Here is a 25,844-nt window from a genome sequence, read left to right on the forward strand (position 1 = left end):
GCCACCAGAGCAAGCTCCGTGCTGCCGTTCGACTTGCATGTGTAAGGCATGCCGCCAGCGTTCAATCTGAGCCAGGATCAAACTCTTCAGTTTAATCTCTGTTACTTTGCCATTTTATTGGCATGGTCGAACTATTTAACTAGTTCAAACCCCTCGCATTGCGAGGTGTTTGCTCACTCAAAAAACTGACAGGCTACTTCCGAAGAAGTATCCTATTTCATTATTTCTTGTGAACATTTGATATTTTAAGTTAGACGCCAATCCGAAGATTGACGCTGCACTTACATCAAATGCCCACACTTATCGACTGTTAATTGTTAAAGAACTGTATTCGGTACTGCTTATTTACTACTTTCGCGCTATCGACAAAGCGTTGTGTTTGTCAGCTGCGAAGAAGGAAGAGTATGAAGCATTTCGCTAAATCCGTCAACTCCTTCTTTACTACTCATCGCCGTTTCCGGTGATCCTCAACTGCCGCAGTGACTGCGTCTCATTGGGGAGGCGAACTATAGCAAAGCGCCCCCGTAGTAGCAAGGCTTTTCCCGGGTATTTGCGGCCAACTGCTACAATTTCGCCCCCTCAGCGCAAATTCGCGTCCCACCATAGAAGATTCACCATGAAACAACAAGCTCAAGGATCAGGCCTGACCCTGAAACGGGCTGGCTTTACCACTGGCTTCGGCGTACTCGCCGCCACCCTCGGTTCCGCAGTCGGCCTCGGCAACATCTGGAAGTTCCCCTACCTGACAGGCGCCAATGGCGGCGCCGGCTTCCTGCTCATCTATCTGCTCGCTACCTTATTAGTAGGACTACCCGTGATGATCGCGGAAATCACCCTGGGACGCAGGGCCAAGGTCAATCCCATCTCCACCATGGAACAGTTGGCACCGAAAGGCAAACCCTGGTGGCTCGTTGGCGTGATCGGCATGGTGGCCGCCTTCCTGATCGTCGCGTTCTATTCGGAAGTGGTGGGCTGGGTATTCGCCTATATCGCCAAGGCCATCGATGGCTCCATTCTCAGCAGCGACAAGCTGGTGACGGAAGCGGCTTTCGCCTCGCTGATCAGCAATCCTTTGCAATCGCTGTTGTGGCAATGGGGCGTGCTGCTGTTTATCGGCGGCATCTTGATGCTGGGCGTGACCAAGGGCATCGAGGCGATCGCCAAGAAACTCATGCCGCTGCTGTTCCTGCTGTTGCTCCTGCTCTGCGCGGTCAGCCTGTCGCTCGATAAAGCGGGCGAAGGCCTGGCGTTTCTGTTCCGTCCTGATTTTTCCAAGCTGACGGCCTCCGTCGTGCTGACGGCCATGGGCCTGGCTTTCTTTAAATTGTCCGTCGGCATGGGTACGATGATGACCTACGGCAGCTATTTCCGCGATGACCAGAATATTCCCGTCACGACTTTACGCGTGATGGCCGCCGACCTCGGTGTCTCCATGCTGGCCGGCATCGCCATCTTCCCCGCCGTGTTCACGTTCGGCTTCGCGCCCAGCGCGGGACCATCGCTGGTGTTCATCACGATTCCCGCCGTGTTCTCGCAAATTCCGATGGGACAAGCGCTGATGGTTGTGTTCTTTATCCTGGCCGCCGTGGCCGCCACGGGCGCGATGCTGTCGCTGATGGAAGTGCCCGTGGTGATATTCCATGAACGTTTCGGCTGGACACGCACCAGGGCCACCATCGTGACCATGCTGCTGCTGGCCGTGCTCGGTTCCGTATGCGCGCTGAGTAACAGCACCCTGGCAGACTTCAAGCTGTTTAATTTGAATATGTTTGATCTGTTCGACTTTGTATCATCGAATATCTTCCTGCCGGTTGGCGGCATCGCGATTGCCTTGTTTACCGGCTGGGCCTGGGGCAAGCAGCATTTCATCGAGGCGATCAGCAATCATGGCCAGTTGCAGAATAGAACTCTGGCGCATGTGCTGCTGTTCCTGCTGCGCTTTGTCTCGCCCGTATTGATCCTGATCGTGATGCTGAAAGGCCTGAAGGCCTTCTAATCAGAGTACCCGGGTGTAGGTCTGGCGCACCAGCACCCGGTCGCCGCAATCAAAATGCCACCATTCGCTGTTGATGCCGAAAAAGCCCGCCTGGAACATGGCGTCACGCAACAATCGGCGATGGTCCACTTGCTCCTGTGTAATTTCTCCCTTTTCAAGCATCGCCAGCTCCAGTGCCGGGTGCGAGCGCTCACTCAGGTCGTCAAAGCCAGTGCCCATGTCGAGTTCCTGTCCATCCGGGCCGACGATAGTGATGTCGAGCGCCATGCCGAACGAATGGATCGAGCCGCGCGACGGTTCCGCGATATAGCCGAGCAACTCCGTTCCCTGCAGCGCATCCCACAGCTGCTGCTGCACCCGCTGCGGACGCAGGGCGTCGAGCACCAGCAGATGATGATCGGGATGCCGCTCGGCCAGCCAGGCCACTGCCTGTTCCAGGGCCGCAGCCGCATCGCGGTGCAGCCAGGCGCAATCGATGGGGCTGTATAAGTCGCGGCCGACGAAATTATCGGGCGTGGCATAGCGCAAGTCGACGGCGATGCCGGCGATGCTGCTCAGGTGGCGAAATTGCGGATCGCTGCCGACCGCTTCCAATTGCAAACTTGCAACAGACATCAGACTCCTCTTTCCAGGCAGTTGCGCGCCGCCACGCCGATGCTGTCGGCCAGGCGCCGCGCGCCATGCGACAGCGGCGAGTGGCTCGCCGTCAATAAATACAGTTGGATCGGGATCGTGGGCGCCCAGGGACGGCGCTGCAGCCGCTCGGGCGAGCCTGACGCGGCCGTAAACGGGTCGACGACGGCCATGCCAGCGCCCGCTTCCACCAGCGAACGGGCGATTTGATAGGTTTGCACCACGGTGGAAAACACAGGGTGGATATCCTGCGCTTCGCAGGCGGCCACCACCAGTTCGCCCAGCGGATCGTTGTCCGCATGGCCGATCAGCTCGCCATTCAGACCATGCGCCGTCAACGGTGTGCCGCAATCGGCCGCGTGCCACGTGCCGGCCGGCGCGATCACCGTCATGACGCCCTGCGCGATCGGTTCGGCCACGATGCCCGGATGGCGCGGGTCTTGCAGCGACACGGCCAGGTCCGCTTCACCGAGGCGCAGGGTATTGACGATCTCGCCCGTGTGATGGGTGGCCAGTTGGCAACGCGTGTGGGGGAAGTCGCGCCGCCACTGCGTCATGGCGAACGGCAAGACGCTGATGGCAATCGTCGGCGTGGAAACCAAACGGATGGTTTCCACCGCGTGGCCCTTCAGGCTGGCCGCCAGGCGGCGGATGCCCAGTAAATCGCGGTTGAGCTTTTCCGTCTCGACAAACAGCCGGTGCGCCTCCGGCTTCGGGTACAGCTTGCCCCGCACGCGCTCGAACAGCGGCATGCCCAGTTGCAACTCGCAATGCTGCAAGACCTTGGTTACGGCCGGTTGCGAGATATGCAGCACCTGGGCAGCGCCGCTGATGGTGCCAACTTGCATGATGGCGTGAAACACTTCGATATGACGCAGCCGCATGAGCTATTCCTTTACCTTGCCGTGGCCGCCTGGGCCGTCAACGTTCAGCATATAAGAAAAAGTCATGGGCAGGAACGGCCATGCTACTTTGCAACAACAGCTGGGGCCGCTGGGACTGGCGTCGTCAGCACTTCCAGCAGGGCCGCCGTTTCGCCATCGGGCGTACCGTCAAACAAGGTATTACGGTATTTCATCTGGAAGGCGATCAGCACATTGCGCGTCGCTTCGTCGAACACGCCCGTGTTCGGCGTCGCATAGCCGTGCTGGGCCAGCTTTTTCTGGAACCAGACGGCGTCCGGAACTTGCTGCTCAAACATGATTCGCTGCGCGGCCACGCGGTTCGCGTCGGGCCAGACGATCAGGCCCGCATCGGCCAGCTGGCGCCATGGGAACAGCGGACCCGGATCCTGCTTGCGCTGCGGCGCGATCTCGTTATGACCAAGGATATTTTCCGGCGCGATGTTGTAGCGGGCCTGGATATCTTTCAGCAGCGGAATCAGCTCATCGATCTGCGCCTGCGGGAACGGGTACCAGAGACGGCCTTCCGGCGTGTCCTTGTAACCGGGGTTGACGATCTCGATGCCGATCGAGCTGACATTCAACTGTGTATAAGTCTTCCAGTTACTCACACCCGCGTGATTGGCCTGGCGCGATTCATCGACCAGCACGTAAAACTTCGGCTTGTCCGTGTCCGTCAGCAAATAATGGCTGCTGACCACTTGTTCCGTCAGGATCTTGATCGAGCGGGGCAGGTCGCTGACCGTGTAATGGATGACGATGAATTTCACGCGCGGGCTCTGGCTGCGCGCGTTCAAGCTGTGGTCGAGGTGCGGCGCGGGCGTGGTACAGGCGGAGAGCAGGGCCACCAGCAGGGCGAGGGCGATTTTTTTCATGAAAGATCCGTGTTCGGGTTAATAAAATGTTCAGTCTTGGCCTGTTTCTTGACGGCCGTCTTGACGGCGATCCTGGCCGCCGCTTCATGTGGACGGGCAACTTTCTGCTCCATCGTCAACGATACAGGCAAAGCGGCGCGCATGGCTGAAGCGATGGCCGGGTGCAATTGCGCCGCGCGGCCCGCCAGCACCACGGGACGGGGTCCGTAGCGCGTCGTCAGGGCCAGCGCCAGGCGCGCCAGTTCCTGTCCCGCACGCTGCAAGATGTCCAGCGCCAGCGGGTCGGCATCGGCACTGGCGGCCACGGCCAGCGCCAGCCGGCCGATGGCGCCCCGGTCCTGTCCATACATGAAGGCGCGCGACAATGACCAGTCGCTGCCGCCCAGCTGCGCAAACACGGCTGCGGCCATGGGCGACGCTTGCCAGCTGCCGGGCGCCTCGTCTTCGCGGCGCCAGATGTGACGCAAGGCTTCGCGCGCGATCCAGTAACCGCCGCCGCCATCGTCAAGCAGCACGCCGCGCCCGCCTGCGCGGTGAAACACGCCACCCGCATCGATCCAGGCGGCAATCGAGCCAGTGCCAGCGTAGACCAGATAACCTTCGCCGGGTTCAAAACTGTCGCGATAGGCGATGTCGATATCATTGCAGATCGTCACGTCAACGGCGTCCAGCGCCAGCAAGGTGGCCAGCGTTTGCGCCAGCGTCACATCGTCGCCGCCAAAGCCCGTCAAGCCCGCCACCACGGCGCGCGGCTGAGCAATAACCAGCACAGCCTGAGACAGTTTCGCAAACGTGGCGTGCACGGCTGCGCGGCCTGCTTCGCTGCTCATTTGCAAGGCAGACAAGCCTTGCACGGCCCCGTCCGCCACGATGACGCCATCCGCGCCGGCCAAAGCCCAGCGCGTTTGCGTGCCACCCGCGTCGATGCCCAGCCCGAGCACGGCAGTGTCAATATTGGTTGCAGGGAAGAAAATCATGGCATGAGTGTAAAGCCAAGCGGAGCTTGCAGGCATGAAAGCTTGCGCATGTTTCATGCCTGCAGGTTATGGATTGCCGGTAACCGGCAAAATTACTTGGCAGCGACCGTAAACGGTGCGCGCACGGTAACGCGGGGGCTTTCATTGCCGAGGCGGTCCACAGCGCTGACCACCACCGCATTGACTTTACCAATGGCATCGTCGACCAGGGTCAGCTCGCCTTGCACGCCCGTGACCACGGTAAAACGCCAGTCTTCGCCATAGCGGGCCCAGACGGCGTATTGCGCCACGGCTTTGCCGCCGCCCGCCGTCAATTTGATGTTGAGGCTGCTGGAATCGCGGCGCAAGGCCAGCACGGGCGTGCCCGGTGCGTCCTTGCCCAGCCATGGCGTGGCGGGAATCAGGGCAGGGCTTTGATACACGCTCGCCTTGAGCTGGTCGCTGACACCCTTGCGGTTCTGCATCAGAGGCACCATGCTGAAATGCACCTGGCCATTCGCGCCAGGGCGCGTGCGCGTCACTTCGACTTGCTTGATGATCTCTTGCGGCGTGAAAGACTTGGCGGAATTGTCGATGCGGCTCGTGTACAGGCCTGGCCACACGTGGCGGCCATATGGGTTTTGCGCCAGCCAGTAGTCAAGCAGCACGCCAAACGCTTGCGGCGCCTGCGCCACGGGCCAGTACAGCTGCGGTGACAGATAGTCGAGCCAGCCCTTGGCCAGCCACAGTTCCGCATCCGCATACAGTTTATCGTACTGGCTGAAGCCGACGATGCCGGCAGGGCGGCGGTCCGGACGGCCGATGCCGAACGGGCTGATGCCGAAGCGCACCCAGCTCTTTTCGCGGTGTATGCCTGTATACAAGGCTTCAATCAGCTGGTTGACGTTCTGGCGGCGCCAGGAAGGGCGGTCCAGCTGGCCACCGGCCAGCAGGTATTGCTGCCAGGAAGGCTCATCGGGAAACGGCAATTCGCGCTTGGCACCGCCATTGCCCGCGTCCAGCGCGGCTGTTTCCGCGCCGGCGCCGGCGCCAGGCGCATCGATCGGATACGGATAAAAGTAATCGTCGATGTGCACGCCATCGATATCGTAACGGCGCACCACGTCGAGCACCACGTCCGTCGTGTGCTTGGACGCGGCGGCGTCGCCCGGATCCATCCACAGGTAGCGGCCGTATTGCTTGACGGACGCCGGATTGGTGGACGCAAAACTGTCGCGCGCCAGCGGCGACTTGGCCGTGGCGTGACGGGCACGGTAGGGGTTGAACCAGGCGTGCAACTCCAGGCCGCGCGCATGCGCCTGCGCCACCCAGAAGGCCAGCGGGTCATACATCGGTAACGGCGGCTGGCCTTGCTTGCCGGTCAGGTATTCCGACCACGGTTCCAGCTGCGATGGGTAAATCGTGTCGGCGCTAGGGCGCACTTGCAGCACAATCGCGTTCAGATTCAAGGACTTGGCGCGATCGAGGATGGCCAGCGCTTCGGCTTGCTGCTTGGCAACCGGCAAATTGCTGCGGCTGGGCCAGTCGATATTGGCGACCGTCGAGACCCAGGCGGCGCGGAACTCGCGCGGCGCCGGCGGCGGCACTTCGCCCGTGATGTGCTGTACGGGCGGCACGGCCGGCAAACCCGCTTCGCCCGGCGTCACTGCGGACGGCAGCTTGGTGCTGGTACAGCTGCTGAGCAATGTGGCGGTGGCCAGCGCGGCCAATACGCCGGCGCTGGCGCCCAGGCGTTTTTTGAAAGTAGACAACAAAACAATTCCTTGCAGTGGTGAAGCGCAGGTCTATCGGTGCGGGCATTTTACTGTGCGCCCGCCATCCATGCGGGCGCACAGTTCAAAAGAATCAGGCCTCGGCCTTCTTGCCGAATTCGGGATCGATCTTGACCAGCGCGGCCATGATGAAAGCCGGAATGGTGGCGATGCAGACCCAGATGAAGAAATGCTGGTAACCGAGCATTTGCTGGATCCAGCCGCTGGCCATGCCCGGCAACATCATGCCCAGAGCCATGAAACCCGTGCAGATGGCGTAATGGGCCGTTTTATGCGCACCATCGGAGACCATGATCATGTACAACATGTAGGAGGCGAAACCGAAGCCATAGCCGAATTGCTCCAACGCAATGCCACCGGCGATCACATAAATGCTGCTGGGCAAGGCGCTGGCCAGGTAAACAAACACCAGGTCGGGCAGGTGGACGGACAACACCATGATCCACAAACAGCGTTTCAAGCCGAAGCGGGAAATGATGAATCCTCCCAGCAAGCCACCCAGGGTCAGGGCGATCACGCCGATGGTGCCGTAGACGAGGCCCACCTGTTCCGTGCTGAGGCCCAGGCCGCCCTTGGCGACGGGGTCGAGCAGGAAAGGCGCGGCCAATTTGAGCAGTTGCGCTTCGCCGAGGCGGAACAGCAGCAAAAAGCCCAGGATGACGGCAATATCCTTCTTCTTGAAAAAGGAAGCAAAGGTGGCGACGAATTCCTGCAACGGAGAAACACCGGCGCCCTGGATGCTGGGGCGGTCATCCTTCGGTTTCGGCAAGACAAAATAGTGATACAGGAAGAGGGCGATGAACAGGCCCGCCAGAATGGCGAACACGACGGACCAGGCCAGCTGCACATTGCCCGTCGCATGCGTCAGATAGCCGGCCAGGTACACGAGGCCGCCCTGGCCGGCGATCATCGCCAGGCGGTAAAAGGTGCTGCGCACGCCGACAAAGGCCGCTTGCTGGTGCTCTTCCAGGCCCAGCATATAAAAGCCGTCGGCGGCAATATCATGCGTGGCGGAACTGAAGGCCATCAGCCAGAAGATGGCCAGGCTGATCTGGAAAAAGTGCGGCAGCGAGGTCGTCAGGGCCACCAGCGCCAGCGCGGCGCCGATCACCAGCTGCAAGCCGACGATCCAGAAGCGCTTGGTGCGGTACATATCGATGAAGGGCGACCACAGGGGCTTGATGACCCACGGCAAGTACAACCAGCTGGTGTACAGCGCGATATCGGTATTACTGAAACCGTAGTTCTTGTACATGATCACGGACAAGGTCATGACCACTACATAGGGAATGCCCTGGCCGAAATACAGGGAAGGGATCCACAGCCACGGCTTATTTGACGGCGTATTCGCGCGCGCCGGGGCGGTTTGTTTCACTAGCTCCATACATCCTTCTTTGTCTCCCAGACAGAAGAATGCCGCGCCATCGGATCACGCCGCCAGTGCCGCCCGCACACTGCCGTCCGCGCCGGCCAACAATGCCTGTGCCTGGTTTGTGTTGATTTTTTTGATCAAGGCAACAATCGCCACCTTGACGTGATAGTGGCATTGCTCCAGCACGGTCCTGGCCTGCACTTCGCTGGCGCCCGTGGCGTGCATGGTCAGACGCACCGCCCGCCAGATCAGTTTGGCGTTGGTCGGCTTCAAGTCTACCATCAAGTTTCCGTAAGTTTTATGCAAACCCACCATCAGCGCGCTGGAAATCGTGTTCAGGGTGATTTTTTGCGCCGTGCCCGCCTTCAAACGCGTGCTGCCGGAAATGACTTCCATACCCGTGTCGAGCACGATGCCGCATTGCGCCTCGTGCGCCACGGGAGCGTCCACATTGTTGGCAATTCCTATCGTCAAGGCGCCCGCCTGGCGCGCGGCCAGCAAGGCGCCCAGCACATACGGCGTGGCGCCGGAGGCGGCCAGCAGAATCACCACGTCATTGACCTGCGGCTGCAGGGCCAGTAAATCCTTCTCACCTTGCGATAAATCATCTTCCGCGCCTTCCACAGCCGTAAACATGGCGCCCGCGCCGCCGGCCAGGATGGCGACGGCCCGTTCCGGTGGCCAGGAAAACGTGGGATTGAGTTCAACGCTGTCGAGTACGCCCAGGCGGCCCGACGTTCCCGCGCCCACATACAGCAGGCGGCCACCGGCGGCGATGCGGGGCAGGGCGGCCGTGATGGCGGCGGCGATGTCGGGCGACGCCAGCCGCACGGCCTCGACAGCCCAGAACTGGTCATCGACCAGCGCCGCCACCAGTTGCTCCACCGGATACAGGTCCAGATCCGGATGCCGCCGGCTCGGGGTTTCAGTTTTCAACATGATTTCAGAACATGATTGAAGGTGAAACCAGTTTAATACCAACGAGCAAGATCAGCCATGAAAGGATGACGGGCGGGCATAACGGGCGTTTATGGCTGATGCAGGAACGTGGTGTATTAGTTGTACTTCGATACGCCCCCGTTTGTGTCTATACTTGGGTTCGACGCCAACATCCACGACACGCCCCATGATCGCTCGCCAATTGCTGTTCCTGTTTAGCGCCCTTGGCGCCATCAACGGCATTTTCCTGGCCGTCTATTTTTTCAGCCGCCGGCCTTGCTGCCTCGCCGACTGCATGCTGGGCGCGTTGCTGCTGGCCGTCGGAGTGCGCACCGCCAAATCCGCCTTTCTTTACTTCAACCCTGCGATCGCCATCGAGTTCCGCCAGTTGGGCCTGTCGGCCTGCCTGCTGATCGGTCCCTTGACCTATCTCTATGTGCGCGCTTTTCTGGCCGGGCGCGCGCAACTGCCTGCCGGACAACAATGGCGCTGGCATCTGGGCCTGTCCTTCCTGATCATTGGCATTGGCGTTGCTTTTCCCTATTCCGCGTATCGTTCTGTGTGGGACCAGTCGAGCCATGCGATTCATGTGTTCTGGCTAGGCTACCTGCTGGCGAGCGCCAGGCTGCTCTGGCACAGCCGCCGCACGTGGTGGAATGACGGACAGCGGATGGCGACCAGCAGCGTGCTCCTGCTGAGCGTCTTTGCAGGCAGCGGTGTCATGCTGGCGGCGTACGCGAGCACGCCGTTCACGTCCTATATTGTTGGCGCCTTGTCGTTCACCTTCTCGCTGCATGTCGCGGTCATGCTCTTTCTGCTGAGAAAGGAAAGCTTGACGCCTGCCGAGCCAAAGCAGAAATACCAGCATAGCCGCCTGGCGCAAGACGATGCGCTTGCCGTACTTGCTGCGCTGGAACAACAGATGAGCGGGCAACAATCCTATCTGAATCCGAATCTGACCCTGGCCCAACTGGCCAAGCGGGCCGGATGCACGCAGGCGCAAGTGTCGCAGGTACTCAATGACAAGCTGGGCAAGAGCTTCACTACCTACGTCAACGAATACCGTATCGCCGAAGCAAAACAGGTATTGACCGGCGAGCCACAACTGAACATGGATACCGTTGCCGAGCGCTGCGGGTTCAATTCCAGTTCCACCTTCTACTCGACCTTCAAGAAAGTGGCCGGGCAGACTCCCGCCAGCTTCCGCGCCCAATCCAGCCAGGCGGCCGGGGCCATTTCCGCGTAAAACCGCTCCGGAATCGCCATTCCGGAGTCTGACATCCTGTTTGGCGACATCAATTCCCCTGCATTTCGATAACTTATCGACCACCAGCGATCTGAAATAGTCGTTGCTCCGATAAACGCAGTTCTATATGCAGGGTAAATCCATGATTCAGTTTTTAGTGCGAACGATACTCGCCTGTTGCTTCCTAAGCATCGCCGCCGTCGGCACCGCCGCCACCGCGGACCAGGACGAACATGCCATCCGCGAAACCGTGCGCTTGTATCTGCATGGCACCAGCTTCAACGTGCAGGAAGAGATCAACCAGGCCTTCCATGCCACCGCCCGCCTGTACCTGGACGGCAAAGACGATACGCAATGGCAGTTGAGCGGTCCGGAATACGCCAAACTCTTTAGCGAGGAGAAAAAAGGGCAGTTCAATGGACGCCACGGGCGGCTGATCAAGGTGGAGGTGAGCGGCAAGGTGGCCACCGCCAAGGCCGAGATCCACATTCCCCAGCAAGGGGTGCGCTATGTGGATGTCTTTCTGTTGAAAAAGATCGCGGGCAACTGGAAGATCGTCAGCAAGTCGGCCGATCGCGAGCCGGCAGCCCCGCGCCACGCACGCAAGGTGCTGCTGGTCGTGTCGAACGTGCATCAATATCCAGGCACAAAAATCAACGCTGGCAATAATTTTCCGGAGCTTGCCTATACCTATGATGTCTTTCGCAAAGCAGGGTACGCGGTCGACTTCGTCAGTCCCGAGGGAGGCGCCATTCCCCTGGAAATGATCGTCACGTCGGACGCGCTGCTCAAGAAGTATCTGTATGACAGTGATTTCATGTGGGCACTGGCCCATACCAGGCCTGTCGCCGAGGTCAGGGCGGACGAGTATGCGGGCATGGCTTTCGTCGGCGGCGGCGCGGCCATCGTCGGCATCCCGGACAACAAGCCGCTGCAGGACATCGCCTTGCGTATCTACGAACAACAGCGCGGGGTGATCGCGGCCATCTGCCATGGCACCGAGGGCATCAAGAACCTGAAGCTCAGCGACGGTACTTTCCTGATCCAGGGCAAGACGCTCACCTCCTTCCCCGATGCGTATCTCAACAAGGAATCGCCGGTCTACAAGGCCTATCCCTTTTCGGCGGAAGCCAGCATCAAGGGCCATGGCGGCATCTTCAGGCACGGCGCCAACGGACAGAGCCACGTCGAGGTCGATGGCCGGCTGGTGACCGGCATGAGCTGGGAGTCGTCCGTCGGCGTGGCGGAGTCCATGATCCGCCTGCTCGAACAGTAGATTTATGGAGCGCGGCGCATTTCCGCCACAAAATCGTAATGATCGCTGCGGCAATACGAATGCGTCAGTTCCACCGCTTCGCCCGTCTCCAGGTAGGCGATGCGCGTGATGAACAGCACGGCCTGGCCATCGGGGATGCCCAGTTGCTTGGCCAGCACGTCCGTCGCATTCATGGCGCGGATGTGCTGCAAGGCGCGCACGGGGGCCTTCTTGATGCTGCTCAAGTATTCATACAGCGAGTCGCCCATGGCGGCCGGGTCCGGCACCACGCTGAACGGCAGCACGCTCACCTCATACGCCATCACGACATCGTCGGCCAGGCGCAAGCGCTCGAGGCGCGCCACCTTCGTGTTCTGCGCCAGGCCCAGGCTCAGCTGTTCATCGCTGCTGGCGATGACGACTTCGCGCTTGAGCCAGCGCGAGCCGGGACGGTAGCCGCGCTGCTGCAACTGCTCGGAAAAGCTCGACAAATTCGACAGCGGCTGCTCGATGCGCGGGGCAATATAGTTGCCCGAACCACGGCGGCGCACGACGAGGCCTTGCTCGACGAGCTGGTCGATGGCCTTGCGGGCAGTCACGCGCGATACGTCGAGCAGTTCGGACAGGGTACGTTCGGATGGCAGGGCCTGGTCTACCTGGTAGCGGCCGTTGCGTACATCATCGCTCAGCTTGCGGGCGATCTGCATATATAAAGGCGAATTGTCATTTAAATCGACCTTGAGTTCTACGCTGGTCTGGCTCATACAGTTCTCCTTGTCCTCCTAGTGTAATAGCGATGGCGCCTGCGCGTAGCCCGTCCACCCATGAATAAATGGAAAATGACCATAAATAACGGTTATACACTTAAAAAAACAATGTTTTACCGTACGTATAGCTTTGCATTGTAGATAAATAAGCAATTTTCATTAGCGTAGGAAACCATCCAGCCCTATGCTGGCTGCGCAGCGAGGAATTGATCCTCACCGCACTCTACGGTGGTGCGATGGACAACCATCCATCCTTGCCTTGAAATGGTGCATTCCTGAAAGTTATGGCTGCACCATGATGTTTCATTGGCTGCGTTGGCGGCCAGCCTCTAAGCTCTTCCCGAATGCTCCCGCACCATGGGGGCGCAACGCAGCGAGGCAACATGCAGCAACACGTCATCATCATCGGCGGCGGCGTCGTCGGTCTGACATCGGCCTGGTGGCTGGCCGAGGCCGGCTACAAGGTCACGGTACTGGAGCGCAATGAACAGGTGGCGATCGCCGCCAGCTACCGCAATGGCGGCCAACTCAGCTATCGCTATGTGGCCCCGCTGGCGGACGCGGGCGTGCCCTTCAAAGCTTTGCAGTGGCTGCTGCAGAAAGATGGTCCGCTGCGCTTCCGTCCCGAGGCCGACTGGCGCCAATGGCGCTGGATGGCCAGTTTCCTGCGCAATTGCAACAGCGCCAGCAACGCCCGCACGACGGCCAAGCTGCTGGAATTAGGCGAACTGAGCCGCGCCGGCATGGCCCAGCTGGAACTGGCCGTGCCGCCGGAAGCGTATGCGCGCCGCGATGCGGGTAAACTCATCGTCTACCGCTCGCCGGCGATTTTTCAGCGGGCCGTGGCGCGGCCCGAATCGGAAGAGGCGCGCGTCGTCTTGTCGCCGACGGAGGCGGTACAGCGCGAACCGGCGCTGGCCGCCCTGCAGGGCTCCCTGGCGGGCGGCATTTTTACGCCCGGCGAAGCGGTGGCCGATTGCCACGCCTTTTGCCTGGCGCTGGAAGCGCGCCTGCTGCAGCATCCGCATTGTTCGCTCATATTAAAAGGCGAGGCGCGCCGCCTCGTCACGCACAAGGGCAGGATCACGGGCGTCGACACCAGCCTGGGCCTGCTGCAAGCGGATCACTATGTGCTGGCGGCCGGCATCCAGAGCCGCGACCTGGCTGCCACGGCAGGCATTTACCTGCCCCTGTATCCGCTGAAAGGCTACAGCCTGACGGCGCCCATCCGCGCGCAGGACCGGGCGCCCGAGATCAGCATCACGGATTTCGAGCGCAAGGTACTGTATGCGCGCATCGGCGGCGACCTGCGCGTGGCCGCCATGGTCGACATGGTGGGCGCCGACAACAGCATAGCCTGGGACCGCATCGCCGGCCTGACGCGGCTGGCGCGCGAAGCCATGCCGCACGGCGCCGATTACGACCAGGCCACGGCCTGGGCCGGTTTGCGTCCCGCCACGCCGAACAGCGCGCCGCTGGTGGGCGCCAGCAAAGTGGCCAACTTGTGGCTCAATGTGGGTCATGGCCCGCTGGGCTTTACCTTTGCCGCCGGCACGGCGCGCATCCTGGCCGACCTGATGGCCGGCAAGGCGCCGCCGTTCGCGCTGGACTTCCTCAGTCCGAAAAAATAGCCAGTCAAGGCGGCGCGCACGCGCCGCTGCCGATATGGCGGATAATTGCGGAACTTTTCAGTTCCCCTGTTCCTTATCCGCCACCGCATGCCCACACTCTCGACATCTGCCGCCTGCCCCTGTGGCGGCGCCTCCTACGCCAGTTGCTGCGGCCCGTACATCGCGGGCGACGCCTTGCCGCCCACGGCCGAAACGCTGATGCGTTCGCGCTACACGGCGTTTACCTTGCGCGACGAGCCGTATCTGCTGGCCACCTGGCATGCCAGCACCCGTCCCACCGACGCTTTATTTGCCGAAGAAGAAAAAGTCCACTGGCTGGGACTTGAGGTAAAATCTGCTTTACGTTTACGTCAACGTAAAGCAACATCAGCAGATCAAGCCGAAGAGATACACCGCGACAGCGTGGAATTCGTGGCCCGCTACAAGGTCAACGGCCGCGCGCACCGCCTGCATGAAGTGAGCCGCTTCGTGCGTGAAGCTGGTGACGGCGGCGCCCTGCGCTGGTTTTATCTCGACGGCAGTTTTCCCGAATAGCGCGACCCGAGAGACCGGGCGATCATAAAAAGGAACCGCAATGCCGCACATCGAAAGCAAACTCAATCCGCGCAGTGAAGATTTCAAGGCCAATGCCGCGGCCATGCAAGCCATCGTCGACGATTTGCGCGACAAAGTGGAAAAGATCGCGGCTGGCGGCGGCGAAGCGGCGGCCGCCAAGCACCTGGCGCGCGGCAAGCTGCTGCCGCGCGACAGAGTCCAGATGCTGCTCGATCCCGGCACGCCCTTCCTCGAGTTTTCCCAGATGGCGGCCTACGCCATGTACCAGGACGCCAAGGGCGTCGATGCGGCGCCTTCCGCCGGCATCATCACCGGCATCGGCCGCGTCTCGGGCCAAGAATGCGTGATCGTGTGTAATGACGCTACCGTCAAGGGCGGCACGTATTACCCGATGACGGTGAAAAAGCACTTGCGCGCCCAGGAAATCGCCGACCAGAACAACCTGCCCTGCATCTATCTGGTCGACTCGGGCGGCGCCAACCTGCCGAACCAGGACGACGTCTTCCCCGACCGCGACCATTTCGGCCGCATCTTCTACAACCAGGCGAATCTGTCGGCCAAAGGCATCCCGCAGATCGCCGTCGTGATGGGTTCTTGCACGGCCGGCGGCGCCTACGTGCCGGCCATGAGCGATGAATCGATCATCGTCAAGGAGCAGGGCACGATTTTCCTCGGCGGCCCGCCGCTGGTCAAAGCGGCCACCGGTGAAGTGGTGACGGCAGAAGACCTCGGTGGCGGCGACGTGCATACGCGTTTGTCCGGCGTGGTCGACCACCTGGCGCAAAACGATTTGCACGCGCTGTCGCTGGCGCGCACCATCGTCTCGAACCTGAACCGTCAAAAACCGCAGCAGATGGCGCTGCGTGAATCCGTCGAACCGAAGTACCCGACGCAGGAACTGTATGGCGTCATCCCCGTCGATACGCGCAAGCCGTTCGACGTGCGCGAAGTCATTGCGCGCATCGTCGACGGCAGCGATTTCGACGAATTCAAGGCCCGCTACGGCACCACGCTGATCTGCGGCTTTGCGCATATCTATGGCGTGAAAGTCGGCATCATCGCCAATAACGGCATCTTGTTCTCCGAATCGGCCCTGAAAGGCACGCATTTCATCGAATTGTGCTGCCAGCGCAAGATCCCGCTCGTGTTTTTGCAAAATATCACGGGCTTCATGGTGGGCCGCAAGTACGAAAACGAAGGCATCGCCCGCAATGGCGCCAAGATGGTGACGGCCGTCGCCACGGCTGCCGTGCCGAAATTCACGGTGATCATCGGCGGCAGCTTCGGCGCCGGCAATTACGGCATGTGCGGCCGCGCGTTTTCTCCCCGCTTCATGTGGATGTGGCCAAATGCGCGCATTTCCGTCATGGGCGGCGACCAGGCCGCGTCCGTGCTGGCGACTGTCAAGCGCGACGGCATCGAGGGCAAGGGCGGCGAGTGGAGCGCGGACGAGGAAGCGGCCTTCAAGCAGCCGATCAAGGATCAATACGAGCACCAGGGCCACCCGTACTATGCCACCGCGCGCCTGTGGGACGACGGCGTGATCGACCCGGCCGACACCCGCATGGTGCTGGGCCTGGGGCTGTCGGCCGCCTTGAACGCGGAAATCCCGGACACGAAGTTCGGCGTATTCCGTATGTAAGGGGAAAAGACCATGGAATTTGAAACCTTAAAGCTGGTCATCGAGGGCAATGTCGCCACCGTGACCCTGAACCGCCCCGACGTGCGCAACGCCTTCAACGAGACGACGATCGCCGAACTGGCGCGCGCCTTCGAGGGCCTGGGGCGCAGCGACATGGTGCGCGCCATCGTGCTGGCGGCCAATGGCGCGGCCTTTTGCGCCGGCGCGGACCTGAACTGGATGAAGAAGATGGCAGGCTACACGCATGCCGAAAACCAGGCCGACGCGCTGCAGCTGGCGCAGATGCTGCGCACGATTTACCTGTGTCCCAAGCCCGTCGTGGCGAAGGTCCAGGGCGACTGTTATGCGGGCGGCATGGGCCTCGTCGCCGCATGCGATATCATTCTGGCTGCGGAAGACGTGCATTTCTGCCTGAGCGAAGTGCGGCTGGGCCTGATCCCGGCCACTATTTCACCGTATGTCATCAAGGCCATGGGCGAAAACGCGGCACGCCGCTATTTCCTGACCGCGGAGCGATTCTCCGCCCAGGAAGCGCTGCGCATCGGCTTTGCCCACGAGGTAGTCGAGGCAAGCGCGCTGGACGCGAAAACCGCCGAGGTGTTGAAAGCGCTGACGGGCAACAGCCCGCACGCCGTGGCGCAAGCGAAAACGCTGGTGCGCGAGATCGTTGGCCAGCCGGTCGACGACGCGCTGCTGCTTGATACCGCCGAGCGCATCGCGCAGATCCGCGCGTCGGAGCAGGGACGCGAAGGCGTGCAATCGTTCCTCGACAAGCGCAAGCCGAGCTGGCTTATGGGTTAGCGCATGGATTAAAAATATCATTGGAGCAGTGTTGAAAGCAGAAAAACAATCGGGCTGGGTCGAACGCAGTCTGCGCAGCGTGTGGCATCCGTGCACGCAAATGCAGCACCACGAGACTGTACCGCTCATCCCCGTCAGCCATGGCCGCGGCGCCTGGCTGTATGACCACGAAGGCCGACGCTACCTGGACGCCATCAGCTCCTGGTGGGTGAACCTGTTCGGCCATGCGAATCCGCGCATCAATGCGGAACTCAAGGACCAATTGGACCGGCTGGAACACGCGATGCTGGCCGGTTTCACGCATGAACCGGTGATCGAGCTGTCGGAAAAGCTGTCCGCCTTGACGGGCGGCGTGCTTGGCCACAGCTTTTACGCGTCCGACGGGGCGTCGGCCGTGGAAATCGCCCTGAAAATGAGTTTTCACGCCTGGCGCAACAGCGGCAAGAGCGAGAAACAGGAATTCGTCTGCCTGAAGGGCAGCTACCACGGCGAAACCATCGGCGCCCTGGCCGTCACGGACGTCGCCCTGTTCAAGGATGCCTACGGCCCCCTGCTGCGCGCCACGCAGACGGTGATGTCGCCCGACTTCCGCCAGGCGGCCGAAGGCGAAACGGCTGAAGATGTGGCGCGCCGCGCCGCCTGTGAAGTGGAACAGCTGTTCCAGGAAAAAGCGGACAAAATCGCCGCCATCATCATCGAGCCGCTGGTGCAGTGCGCCACCGGCATGGCCATGCACGACCCGCTGTACCTGTCCTTGGTGCGCGCCCTGTGCGACCGTTATCAAGTCCATTTGATCCTCGATGAAATCGCCGTCGGCTGCGGCCGCACGGGAACCTTCTTTGCGTGCGAGCAGGCCGGCATCTGGCCCGACTTCGTCTGCCTCTCCAAGGGCATCAGTGGCGGCTATTTGCCTCTGTCCCTCGTGATGACGCGCGAAGACATCTACCAGGCGTTCTACAGCACCGATGTGCGCCGCGGCTTCTTGCATTCGCACTCGTACACGGGCAACCCGCTGGCCTGCCGCGCGGCGCTCGCGACCTTGTCGATTTTTGAGGAAGACGATGTGCTGGCGGCCAACCGCGTGCGCGCCGAAAAAATCACGCGCGCCCTGGCGCCGCTGGCGCAGCACGAGCGCGTAAAACACTTCCGCCAGCAGGGCATGATCTGGGCCTTCGATGCGGTGGACGCGGCACCCGATTTTTCGCGCCGCTTCTTCAGCACGGCGCTGGAACATGAACTGCTGATGCGCCCCATCGGTTCCACCGTCTACCTGATGCCGCCGTACATCCTCGACGACGCCGAAATCGCGGGCCTGGGCCAGCAGACGCTGGCCGTCTTCAACAAAGTGATCGGAGCCTGAGATGGAACTGATCGCGCGCTTGAAGCAGCAGTTGCACGGACTGGAAGAGCGCAGCCTGATCCGCCGCCGCCGCACCGTCGACACGCCATGCGCGCCGCACCTGACAGTGGACGGGCGCGACATGCTGGCCTTTTGCAGCAATGATTACCTGGGCCTGGCCGCGCATCCGCGCATCGTGGAAGCGCTGAAAGAGGGCGCCGACCTGTATGGCGCCGGCAGCGGTGCTTCGCACCTGATCAGCGGCCATAGCCGCGCCCACGCGCAGCTGGAAGAGCGGCTCGCCGCTTTCGTGGGCGCCAACCTGGAAAACGCCCGCGCCCTGTATTTCTGCACCGGCTACATGGCTAATCTGGCTGTGCTGACGGCCCTGTCGGCAAGCGATCCGGAAGCGGAGATTTTTTCGGAAGCGCTGAACCACGCTTCGCTGATCGACGGCACGCGCCTGGCCCGCGTAAAAACCCGCGTGTATCCGCACGCCGACCTCGATGCCCTGGCGGCCCTGCTGGCGGCCAGCACGGCGAAAACCAAGATCGTCGTCACCGACAGCGTCTTCAGCATGGATGGCGACCTGGCGCCGCTGCCCGCGCTGCTGGCACTGTGCGAGCAGTACGGCGCCTGGCTGGTGGTCGACGACGCGCACGGCTTCGGCGCGCTGGGCGCCAATGGCCGCGGCGCGCTGGAACACTTCGACCTGCATTCGCCCTACCTCGTATACGTGGGCACCCTGGGCAAATCGGCCGGCGTGGGCGGCGCCTTTGTTTGCGCGCATGAAGCCGTGATCGACACCCTGATCCAGAAGGCGCGCCCCTACATCTTCACGACGGCGGCCGCGCCCGCGCTGGCGCATGCACTGCTGGCCAGCCTGGACATCATCGCCGGGGACGAAGGAAAACAACGCCGCGCCCACCTGGCGGCACTGGTGGCGCAATGGAACGACGGTTTGCAGCTGCAGCGCTGGCAAGCCTTGCCGTCATTGAGCGCCATCCAGCCCGTCATCATCGGCGAGAATGCGGACATGCTGGCCGTCGCCGCCCAACTGTACCAGCAGGGACTGTGGGTCGGCGCCATCCGCCCGCCCACCGTCCCTGTCGGTACGGCGCGCCTGCGCGTGACCCTGTCGGCCGGCCATACGGCGCAGGAAGTGGCGCAATTGATCAACGCAGTCAACACCCTGGAAAGGAATCGCCATGAGCCTTGATGATCCTATCGTGGCGGAAGTGCTGGCGGACCTGGCGCCGGCCGTGCAAGCGGCGCCGGCGGCCACCGGCCTGCCCTCGCGCTTTGCCTGTTTCGTCACCGGCACCGACACGGAAATCGGCAAGACCTTGACGTCGTCGGCCCTGCTGCACGCGCTGGTCGCGCGCGGCGTGCGCGCCTGCGGCATGAAGCCCGTCGCTGCCGGCGCCGAGATGCGCGACGGCGAGCTGCATAATGAAGATGCCGACAGCCTGATCGCCGCCGGCAACGTCACCATGCTGCGCAGCCTGACGACGCCCTACATGCTGAAGGAACCAGCTGCACCGCACATCGCCGCCGCGCTCGAAGGCGTGAGCATCGAATCCGTGCCGATCCTGGCAGCCTACCTGGAAATCGCCGCCGCCTCGGACGCGGTCGTGGTCGAAGGCGTGGGCGGTTTCCGCGTGCCGCTGTCGCCCGGCTTTGATTCGGCCGACTTGGCGCAGCAGCTCGATCTGCCCGTGATCCTCGTGGTCGGCATGCGTCTGGGCTGCATCAGCCAGGCCTTGCTGACGGTGGAAGCCATCGAAGCGCGCGGCTTGACGGTGATCGGCTGGGTCGCCAACACCCTGGAAGTGGAAATGCGCTTCCTCGATGAAAATATCGATGCGCTGATCGAGCGCATCCCGGCGCCGCTGCTGGGCAGGGTACCGCGCCTGGCGCAACCGAGCGCACAAGCGGCGGCCGCGTATCTCGATTTCACCGGCTTGCCCAACTGGCCGGCGCAGCATCCAAATAACTGAACGAACTCAAAAATAGAAGCGAAGGAATCACCATGTCCGTAGTCCAAGAAGCAGCAAAAACCGTCGAACTGCACCGCCCTGCGGCGCGCATCACCCTGCCCGAAGCGGCCACCTGGCCCATCGATGATGTGCTGGCCCTGTTCGACCTGCCATTCAATGACCTGATGTTCAAGGCCCAGCAAACACACCGCATCAACTTCCCTGACGGCGACGTGGAACTGGCGACCCTGTTGTCGATCAAGACGGGCGGCTGCGAGGAAGACTGCGGCTACTGCCCGCAGGCGGCCCGCTACGACACGGGCGTGGAAGCGAAAAAAATCCTCGACATCGACACGGTGCTCGACGCGGCCCGCCAGGCGAAAGCCAACGGCGCCACGCGCTTCTGCATGGGCGCCGCCTGGCGCGGCCCGAAAGACCGCGACATGGACAAAGTCGAAGAAATGGTCAGCAAAGTCAAAGCGCTGGGCCTGGAAACCTGCGCCACCCTGGGCATGCTGGAAGAAGGACAAGCGGACCGCCTGAAAAACGCGGGCCTGGATTTCTATAACCACAACCTCGACACGGCGCCCGAGTTCTACGACAACGTCATCTCCACGCGCGAATACCAGGACCGCCTCGATACTTTGGGCCGCGTACGCGAAGCGGGCTTGAAAGTATGCTGCGGCGGCATCGTCGGCATGGGCGAGACGCGTCTGCAACGCGCGGGCCTGATCGCCCAGCTGGCAAACCTGAATCCGTATCCGGAATCGGTACCCGTCAACCACCTGGTGCAGGTGGAAGGCACGCCTTTGTTTGGCCTGGAAGCGCTGGATCCGTTCGAATTCGTGCGCACGATCGCCGTTGCCCGCATCACCATGCCGAAAGCGCGCGTGCGTTTGTCGGCCGGCCGCCGCCAGATGGGCGAAGCCGTGCAAGCCATGTGCTTCCTGGCTGGCGCCAACTCCATCTTCTACGGCGACAAGCTGCTCACCACCGACAACCCGGAAGCGGAAGACGACCGCGTCCTGCTCGGCAAACTGGGCTTGCAGACGCGCGGCGCGATGCTCGAATCGGTGCAGAAAGAGAAGTGCGGCTGCTGATGACAGCCTTGTCGGGTTACGCCGTGCCGGCTAACCCGACCTACGATATCCAGCCTCACCATGCGTAGGTCGGTTTAGCGCGTAGCGCGTAAACCGACAAACCAGCAGACAAGGTCCGCCAAGAGACAGCTGCCCCTTTTTGAGAGAATAGAGAGAGACCATGTTCACTAAAATCCTGATCGCCAACCGCGGCGAAATCGCTTGTCGTGTCGCCGCTACCGCGCGCCGCATGGGCATCCAGACCGTCGCCGTGTATTCGGAAGCGGACGCCAACGCCAAGCACGTCGCCGTGTGCGACGAAGCGGTGCTGATCGGCCCCGCGCCGGCCAAGGAAAGCTATCTGTGCGGCGACAAGATCATCGCCGTGGCGCTGGCCACTGGTGCCCAGGCGATTCACCCCGGCTATGGTTTCCTGTCCGAGAACGCCGACTTCGCCGACGCCTGCCAGGCGGCGGGCCTGGTCTTCATCGGCCCGCCGGCGTCCGCCATGCGCGCCATGGGCTCGAAATCGGCCGCCAAGTCGCTGATGGAAAAGGCGAATGTGCCGCTGGTGCCCGGCTACCACGGCGACGAACAGGATGCGGATTTCCTGCACGGCCAAGCCGACAAGATCGGCTACCCCGTGCTGCTGAAGGCGTCCGCTGGCGGCGGCGGCAAGGGCATGCGCGTCATCGAGCATTCCGATGATTTCAAGGCTGCGCTGGCCTCGTGCAAGCGCGAAGCGATCAGCTCTTTCGGCGACGACAAGGTGCTGGCCGAAAAATACCTGTCGCGTCCGCGGCATATCGAAATCCAGGTGTTCGCCGACACGCTCGGCAACTGCATCTACCTGTTCGAGCGCGATTGCTCGGTGCAGCGCCGCCATCAAAAGGTGCTGGAAGAAGCACCGGCGCCGGGCATGCCAGCCGACCGACGCGCGGCCATGGGCGAGGCGGCCGTTGCTGCCGCCAAGGCCGTCGGCTATGTCGGGGCGGGCACGGTGGAATTCATCGCCAACCAGGATGGCTCGTTCTACTTCATGGAGATGAACACGCGCCTGCAAGTGGAACATCCGGTGACGGAAATGATCACCGGCACCGACCTGGTGGAATGGCAGTTGCGCGTCGCCTTTGGCGAGCCGCTGCCGAAAAAACAAAGCGAATTGACGATCCACGGCCACGCTATCGAGGCGCGCATCTATGCGGAAAATCCGGAGAAGGGCTTTTTGCCGTCGATCGGCACCCTGCGCCACATGCAGTCGCCATCGGCCGTCACGTTCGAACTGGGTGGAACAGTAGTTCCAGCCGCCGTGCGCATCGATTCGGGCGTGCGCGAAGGCGATGCGATTTCACCATTCTACGACCCGATGATCGCCAAGCTGATCGTCTGGGGCGCGGACCGCCGCGTAGCGCTGGCACGCATGGCGCAGGCGCTGGCCGACTACCAGATCGTGGGACTGGCCAGCAATATCGCCTTTTTGAAACGCCTGGTCGAAGGCCAGGCCTTTGCCAGCGCCGACCTCGATACGGGTTTGATCGAGCGTAATCAAACGTCGCTGTTTCCCGCCCTGCAGGCGGCGCCCGACACGGCCCTGGCGCTGGCGTCCGTCGCCCTGCTGCTGGAAGAAAAAGCGGCCGCCGAAGCGCAATCGCTGCAGCGCGCCGACCCGTGGGGCAATGCCCTGGGCTGGCGTCTGAACAGCACCCTGGGCCGCAGCCTGTCGTTTGCCGATGAATTCACCTTGGCCGGCGAGGGCAAGGCCTACGCGGCGCGCGTTGCCTACAAAACGGATGGCTGGCTGTTCAACGGCCAAGCCCTCACCCTGACGGCGCACACAGGCAACGAGCTGCACATCAAACTGGGCGAGCGTGCCGTGCATGGCACGGTGCTGCGCGATGGAGAACAGTTCCACGTGTTTACCGGCGGCTTGCACCATACCCTGCATTACAGCGATCCGATGGCGCATGCGGGCGAGGTGGAAGCGGAAGGCGGCCGCCTGACGGCGCCGATGCCGGGCAAGGTCGTCGCCGTGCTGGTGAACAAGGGCCAGGACGTCAAGAAGGGCGAGCCTTTGGTCATCATGGAAGCGATGAAGATGGAGCACACGATCGCCGCGCCGCACGACGGCCTGGTGGAAGACGTGCTGTACGCGGTCGGCGACCAGGTGGCCGATGGCGCACCGCTGCTGGCCTTCAAGGCTGCCGCATAGAGGTAAGCACATGCGCATCCTGTTACAACGTTCGGACGGCAAGGAAGCGGCGTGGATCAGCGACTTGCGCGACTTGCTGCCCGAGGCCGACATTACCTTCTGGCGCGAAGGCGAAGCGGTCGCGCCGTGCGACTACGCCGTCGTGTGGCAGCCGCCCGCCGCCATGCTGCCCGAGCTGGCCAACGTCAAAGCCATCTTCAACACGGGCGCCGGCGTCGACGCGCTGTTGAAATTTGGCGATGCGCTGCCGGCCCGCGTGCCGCTGATCCGTCTCGATGACGCGGGCATGGGCGTGCAGATGGCCGAATATGTGAGCCACGCCGTGCTGCGCCACTTCCGCCGCTTCGACGATTACGAGGCGCAGGGCCGCGCCGGCATCTGGCAGCCGCTGCCCCCGTTCGACAAGATGGATTTCCCCGTCGGCGTCCTTGGCATGGGCGTGCTGGGCACGCGCGTGCTGCAAGCGCTGGCGCAGTTCGAATTCCCGCTGCGGGGATGGAGCCGCAGCCCAAAACACGCCGATGGCGTGCAATGCTACGCGGGCGAAGAGGGGCTGGAAGCATTTTTGCGCGGCACGCGCGTGCTCGTATGTATGCTGCCGCTCACGCCGGACACGCACAACCTGCTCGACCGCACCCGCCTGTCGATGCTGCTGCCCGGCGCCTACGTCATCAACGTGGCGCGCGGCGCGCATATCGCCGAGCCGGATCTGCTGACACTGATCCGCTCCGGGCATATCGCCGGCGCGACACTGGACGTATTCCGCAACGAGCCGCTGCCGCAGCAGCACCCGTTCTGGCAAGAACCGCGCATCACCATCACGCCGCATATTTCGGCCGCCACCCTGCGCCGCGAAAGCGTGGCGCAGATCGCCGCCAAGATGCGCCGCCTGCAAGCCGGAGAAGTCGTCGCCGGCATCGTCAACCGTTTGCAAGGATATTGAAATGAATGCTCAAGCTAGTTTGCCCAAGCAAGTCAAGATCGTCGAAGTGGGTCCACGCGACGGCCTGCAAAACGAGAAGGAAACCATCAGCGCCGCCGTCAAGATCGAACTGGTCGACCGCCTGACCCTGGCCGGCTTCGCCAACATCGAGGCGGCGTCCTTCGTCTCTCCGAAATGGGTGCCGCAGATGGCCACCAGCGCGGAAGTGATGGAAAAAATCGCGCGCCGCGCTGGCACCATCTATTCGGCGCTGACGCCGAACATGCAAGGTTTCGATGCCGCCCTGGCGGCGAAGGCCGATGAAGTGGTGATCTTCGGTTCCGCGTCCGAGGCCTTCTCGCAAAAGAACATCAACTGCTCGATCGCCGAATCGATCGCCCGCTTCGAAGGCGTGGCCAAGGCAGCCAAGGAACACGGCCTGCGCCTGCGCGGCAGCATCAGCTGCGCCTTCGGCTGCCCCTACCAGGGGGATGTGCCGCTCGACGCCGTGGCCGACGTGGTGGGCCGCATGCGCGACCTCGGTTGCGACGAGATCGACATCGCCGACACCATCGGCGTGGCCACGCCGCGCAAAACGCAGGCGGTGATGGAGCGCGCCATTGCCGCCTTCCACGTAGGCGGCCTGTCCGGCCACTTCCACGATACCTACGGCCAGGCGCTGGCAAATATCTACGCCAGCCTGGAAACGGGCATCGCCATCTATCACTCGTCCGTCTCGGGCCTGGGCGGCTGCCCCTACGCCAAGGGTGCCACCGGCAACGTGGCGACCGAAGACGTGCTGTACATGATGCAGGGACTGGGTATCGCCACCGGCATCGACCTCGACCTGGTGGTCGACGCAGGCCAGTTCATTTCGCAGCAGCTGGGACGCAAGGGTTCCAGCCGGGCGGGTAACGCCATCGCGGCGAAGCGCGCCGCTGTTTGAGGTAGGT

At 62.2% G+C, this 25,844-nt stretch carries 22 protein-coding genes and 1 rRNA gene; 14 read left to right on the forward strand and 9 right to left on the reverse strand.

The genetic code is table 11. The annotated features are described in order from the left end of the window. A 16S ribosomal RNA gene (locus KO539_RS12515) occupies positions 1–93 on the reverse strand; the annotation flags it as partial. A gap of 523 nt (positions 94–616) precedes the next feature. On the opposite strand from KO539_RS12515, the gene KO539_RS12520 reads away from it, so the two are divergent. After that, on the forward strand, positions 617–1,996 hold the full coding sequence (locus KO539_RS12520) for a sodium-dependent transporter (protein WP_219309851.1): 1,380 nt from the start codon (positions 617–619) through the stop codon (positions 1,994–1,996). On the opposite strand, the gene KO539_RS12525 is transcribed toward KO539_RS12520, so the two are convergent. The 7 genes from KO539_RS12525 to KO539_RS12555 all read right to left on the reverse strand — a co-directional run bounded on the left by KO539_RS12525 (position 1,997) and on the right by KO539_RS12555 (position 9,466). Beyond that, positions 1,997–2,611, reverse strand: a complete 615-nt coding sequence (locus tag KO539_RS12525; RefSeq protein ID WP_219309853.1) for a M15 family metallopeptidase — start codon at positions 2,609–2,611, stop codon at positions 1,997–1,999. Further along, on the reverse strand, positions 2,611–3,513 hold the full coding sequence (locus tag KO539_RS12530) for a LysR family transcriptional regulator (RefSeq protein ID WP_219309855.1): 903 nt from the start codon (positions 3,511–3,513) through the stop codon (positions 2,611–2,613). Before KO539_RS12530 ends, KO539_RS12525 begins: the two co-directional genes overlap by 1 nt. Before the next feature lie 83 nt (positions 3,514–3,596). Beyond that, positions 3,597–4,406, reverse strand: a complete 810-nt coding sequence (locus tag KO539_RS12535; protein ID WP_219309857.1) for an N-acetylmuramoyl-L-alanine amidase — start codon at positions 4,404–4,406, stop codon at positions 3,597–3,599. Continuing rightward, positions 4,403–5,383: an N-acetylglucosamine kinase gene (locus KO539_RS12540; RefSeq protein ID WP_257626278.1), complete on the reverse strand. Its 981-nt coding sequence runs from the start codon at positions 5,381–5,383 to the stop codon at positions 4,403–4,405. Before KO539_RS12540 ends, KO539_RS12535 begins: the two co-directional genes overlap by 4 nt. Before the next feature lie 92 nt (positions 5,384–5,475). Continuing rightward, positions 5,476–7,137, reverse strand: a complete 1,662-nt coding sequence (locus tag KO539_RS12545) for a glycoside hydrolase family 10 protein (RefSeq protein ID WP_257626279.1) — start codon at positions 7,135–7,137, stop codon at positions 5,476–5,478. A 91-nt stretch (positions 7,138–7,228) separates the two neighbouring features. Further along, positions 7,229–8,539, reverse strand: coding sequence for an MFS transporter (locus KO539_RS12550; protein WP_219309861.1), 1,311 nt, complete (start codon positions 8,537–8,539; stop codon positions 7,229–7,231). Between the two features lie 45 nt (positions 8,540–8,584). Then, entirely contained in the window at positions 8,585–9,466 is an 882-nt protein-coding gene (locus tag KO539_RS12555) for an N-acetylmuramic acid 6-phosphate etherase (protein ID WP_035823205.1), read from the reverse strand. A 187-nt stretch (positions 9,467–9,653) separates the two neighbouring features. Here KO539_RS12555 and KO539_RS12560 point away from each other — a divergent pair, with 187 nt between their 5' ends. After that, on the forward strand, positions 9,654–10,712 hold the full coding sequence (locus tag KO539_RS12560; RefSeq protein WP_219309863.1) for a helix-turn-helix transcriptional regulator: 1,059 nt from the start codon (positions 9,654–9,656) through the stop codon (positions 10,710–10,712). Positions 10,713–10,854: 142 nt separating this feature from the next. After that, positions 10,855–11,988, forward strand: coding sequence for a nuclear transport factor 2 family protein (locus KO539_RS12565; protein WP_219309865.1), 1,134 nt, complete (start codon positions 10,855–10,857; stop codon positions 11,986–11,988). A 2-nt stretch (positions 11,989–11,990) separates the two neighbouring features. On the opposite strand, the gene KO539_RS12570 is transcribed toward KO539_RS12565, so the two are convergent. Further along, positions 11,991–12,731 carry a GntR family transcriptional regulator gene (locus KO539_RS12570; RefSeq protein WP_035823211.1) on the reverse strand — a complete coding sequence of 247 codons (741 nt, stop codon included), beginning with the start codon at positions 12,729–12,731 and terminating at the stop codon, positions 11,991–11,993. Between the two features lie 347 nt (positions 12,732–13,078). Here KO539_RS12570 and KO539_RS12575 point away from each other — a divergent pair, with 347 nt between their 5' ends. The 11 genes from KO539_RS12575 (at position 13,079) to KO539_RS12625 (ending at position 25,837) form a co-directional block, all read left to right on the forward strand. Beyond that, the gene (locus KO539_RS12575) at positions 13,079–14,365 is read left to right on the forward strand and encodes a D-amino acid dehydrogenase (protein ID WP_219309867.1); all 1,287 of its coding nucleotides are present in this window, start codon (positions 13,079–13,081) and stop codon (positions 14,363–14,365) included. Between the two features lie 87 nt (positions 14,366–14,452). Beyond that, a complete protein-coding gene (locus tag KO539_RS12580; RefSeq protein ID WP_219309869.1) occupies positions 14,453–14,899 on the forward strand; it encodes a YchJ family protein in 447 nt (148 codons plus the stop codon). Positions 14,900–14,939: 40 nt separating this feature from the next. Then, entirely contained in the window at positions 14,940–16,562 is a 1,623-nt protein-coding gene (locus KO539_RS12585) for a carboxyl transferase domain-containing protein (protein ID WP_219309871.1), read from the forward strand. A gap of 12 nt (positions 16,563–16,574) precedes the next feature. After that, a complete protein-coding gene (locus tag KO539_RS12590) occupies positions 16,575–17,363 on the forward strand; it encodes an enoyl-CoA hydratase/isomerase family protein (RefSeq protein ID WP_219309873.1) in 789 nt (262 codons plus the stop codon). A gap of 31 nt (positions 17,364–17,394) precedes the next feature. Continuing rightward, on the forward strand, positions 17,395–18,723 hold the full coding sequence (bioA, locus tag KO539_RS12595; RefSeq protein WP_219309875.1) for an adenosylmethionine--8-amino-7-oxononanoate transaminase: 1,329 nt from the start codon (positions 17,395–17,397) through the stop codon (positions 18,721–18,723). Position 18,724: 1 nt separating this feature from the next. Further along, positions 18,725–19,921 (forward strand): 8-amino-7-oxononanoate synthase, encoded by a 1,197-nt coding sequence (gene bioF / locus KO539_RS12600; RefSeq protein WP_219309877.1) that lies wholly within the window; start codon positions 18,725–18,727, stop codon positions 19,919–19,921. Continuing rightward, the gene (gene bioD / locus KO539_RS12605; RefSeq protein WP_219309879.1) at positions 19,911–20,702 is read left to right on the forward strand and encodes a dethiobiotin synthase; all 792 of its coding nucleotides are present in this window, start codon (positions 19,911–19,913) and stop codon (positions 20,700–20,702) included. Before bioF ends, bioD begins: the two co-directional genes overlap by 11 nt. 32 nt (positions 20,703–20,734) lie before the next feature. After that, positions 20,735–21,781: a biotin synthase BioB gene (gene bioB, locus KO539_RS12610; RefSeq protein ID WP_046681747.1), complete on the forward strand. Its 1,047-nt coding sequence runs from the start codon at positions 20,735–20,737 to the stop codon at positions 21,779–21,781. A gap of 160 nt (positions 21,782–21,941) precedes the next feature. After that, positions 21,942–23,969, forward strand: a complete 2,028-nt coding sequence (locus KO539_RS12615) for an acetyl/propionyl/methylcrotonyl-CoA carboxylase subunit alpha (protein ID WP_219309881.1) — start codon at positions 21,942–21,944, stop codon at positions 23,967–23,969. A gap of 10 nt (positions 23,970–23,979) precedes the next feature. Beyond that, positions 23,980–24,912: a glyoxylate/hydroxypyruvate reductase A gene (locus KO539_RS12620; protein ID WP_219309883.1), complete on the forward strand. Its 933-nt coding sequence runs from the start codon at positions 23,980–23,982 to the stop codon at positions 24,910–24,912. Between the two features lies 1 nt (position 24,913). Further along, positions 24,914–25,837 (forward strand): hydroxymethylglutaryl-CoA lyase, encoded by a 924-nt coding sequence (locus KO539_RS12625; RefSeq protein WP_219309885.1) that lies wholly within the window; start codon positions 24,914–24,916, stop codon positions 25,835–25,837. Positions 25,838–25,844 lie beyond the last annotated feature (7 nt).

Source organism: Janthinobacterium sp. NKUCC06_STL, assembly GCF_019345455.1.
Classification (GTDB): domain Bacteria; phylum Pseudomonadota; class Gammaproteobacteria; order Burkholderiales; family Burkholderiaceae_D; genus Janthinobacterium; species Janthinobacterium rivuli.

Excerpts from the sequence above, each read along its gene's own strand:
- KO539_RS12580 (WP_219309869.1), top strand. The coding sequence starts at position 14,453 with ATGCCCACACTCTCGACATCTGCCGCCTGCCCCTGTGGCGGCGCCTCC.
- KO539_RS12525 (WP_219309853.1), bottom strand. The coding sequence starts at position 2,611 with ATGTCTGTTGCAAGTTTGCAATTGGAAGCGGTCGGCAGCGATCCGCAA.
- KO539_RS12620 (WP_219309883.1), top strand. The coding sequence starts at position 23,980 with ATGCGCATCCTGTTACAACGTTCGGACGGCAAGGAAGCGGCGTGGATC.
- KO539_RS12555 (WP_035823205.1), bottom strand. The coding sequence starts at position 9,466 with ATGTTGAAAACTGAAACCCCGAGCCGGCGGCATCCGGATCTGGACCTG.
- KO539_RS12570 (WP_035823211.1), bottom strand. The coding sequence starts at position 12,731 with ATGAGCCAGACCAGCGTAGAACTCAAGGTCGATTTAAATGACAATTCG.
- KO539_RS12540 (WP_257626278.1), bottom strand. The coding sequence starts at position 5,383 with ATGATTTTCTTCCCTGCAACCAATATTGACACTGCCGTGCTCGGGCTG.
- KO539_RS12625 (WP_219309885.1), top strand. The coding sequence starts at position 24,914 with ATGAATGCTCAAGCTAGTTTGCCCAAGCAAGTCAAGATCGTCGAAGTG.
- KO539_RS12575 (WP_219309867.1), top strand. The coding sequence starts at position 13,079 with ATGCTCCCGCACCATGGGGGCGCAACGCAGCGAGGCAACATGCAGCAA.
- KO539_RS12520 (WP_219309851.1), top strand. The coding sequence starts at position 617 with ATGAAACAACAAGCTCAAGGATCAGGCCTGACCCTGAAACGGGCTGGC.
- KO539_RS12530 (WP_219309855.1), bottom strand. The coding sequence starts at position 3,513 with ATGCGGCTGCGTCATATCGAAGTGTTTCACGCCATCATGCAAGTTGGC.
- bioF (WP_219309877.1), top strand. The coding sequence starts at position 18,725 with ATGGAACTGATCGCGCGCTTGAAGCAGCAGTTGCACGGACTGGAAGAG.
- bioB (WP_046681747.1), top strand. The coding sequence starts at position 20,735 with ATGTCCGTAGTCCAAGAAGCAGCAAAAACCGTCGAACTGCACCGCCCT.
- KO539_RS12550 (WP_219309861.1), bottom strand. The coding sequence starts at position 8,539 with ATGGAGCTAGTGAAACAAACCGCCCCGGCGCGCGCGAATACGCCGTCA.
- KO539_RS12560 (WP_219309863.1), top strand. The coding sequence starts at position 9,654 with ATGATCGCTCGCCAATTGCTGTTCCTGTTTAGCGCCCTTGGCGCCATC.
- KO539_RS12535 (WP_219309857.1), bottom strand. The coding sequence starts at position 4,406 with ATGAAAAAAATCGCCCTCGCCCTGCTGGTGGCCCTGCTCTCCGCCTGT.
- KO539_RS12615 (WP_219309881.1), top strand. The coding sequence starts at position 21,942 with ATGTTCACTAAAATCCTGATCGCCAACCGCGGCGAAATCGCTTGTCGT.
- KO539_RS12565 (WP_219309865.1), top strand. The coding sequence starts at position 10,855 with ATGATTCAGTTTTTAGTGCGAACGATACTCGCCTGTTGCTTCCTAAGC.
- KO539_RS12585 (WP_219309871.1), top strand. The coding sequence starts at position 14,940 with ATGCCGCACATCGAAAGCAAACTCAATCCGCGCAGTGAAGATTTCAAG.
- bioD (WP_219309879.1), top strand. The coding sequence starts at position 19,911 with ATGAGCCTTGATGATCCTATCGTGGCGGAAGTGCTGGCGGACCTGGCG.
- KO539_RS12590 (WP_219309873.1), top strand. The coding sequence starts at position 16,575 with ATGGAATTTGAAACCTTAAAGCTGGTCATCGAGGGCAATGTCGCCACC.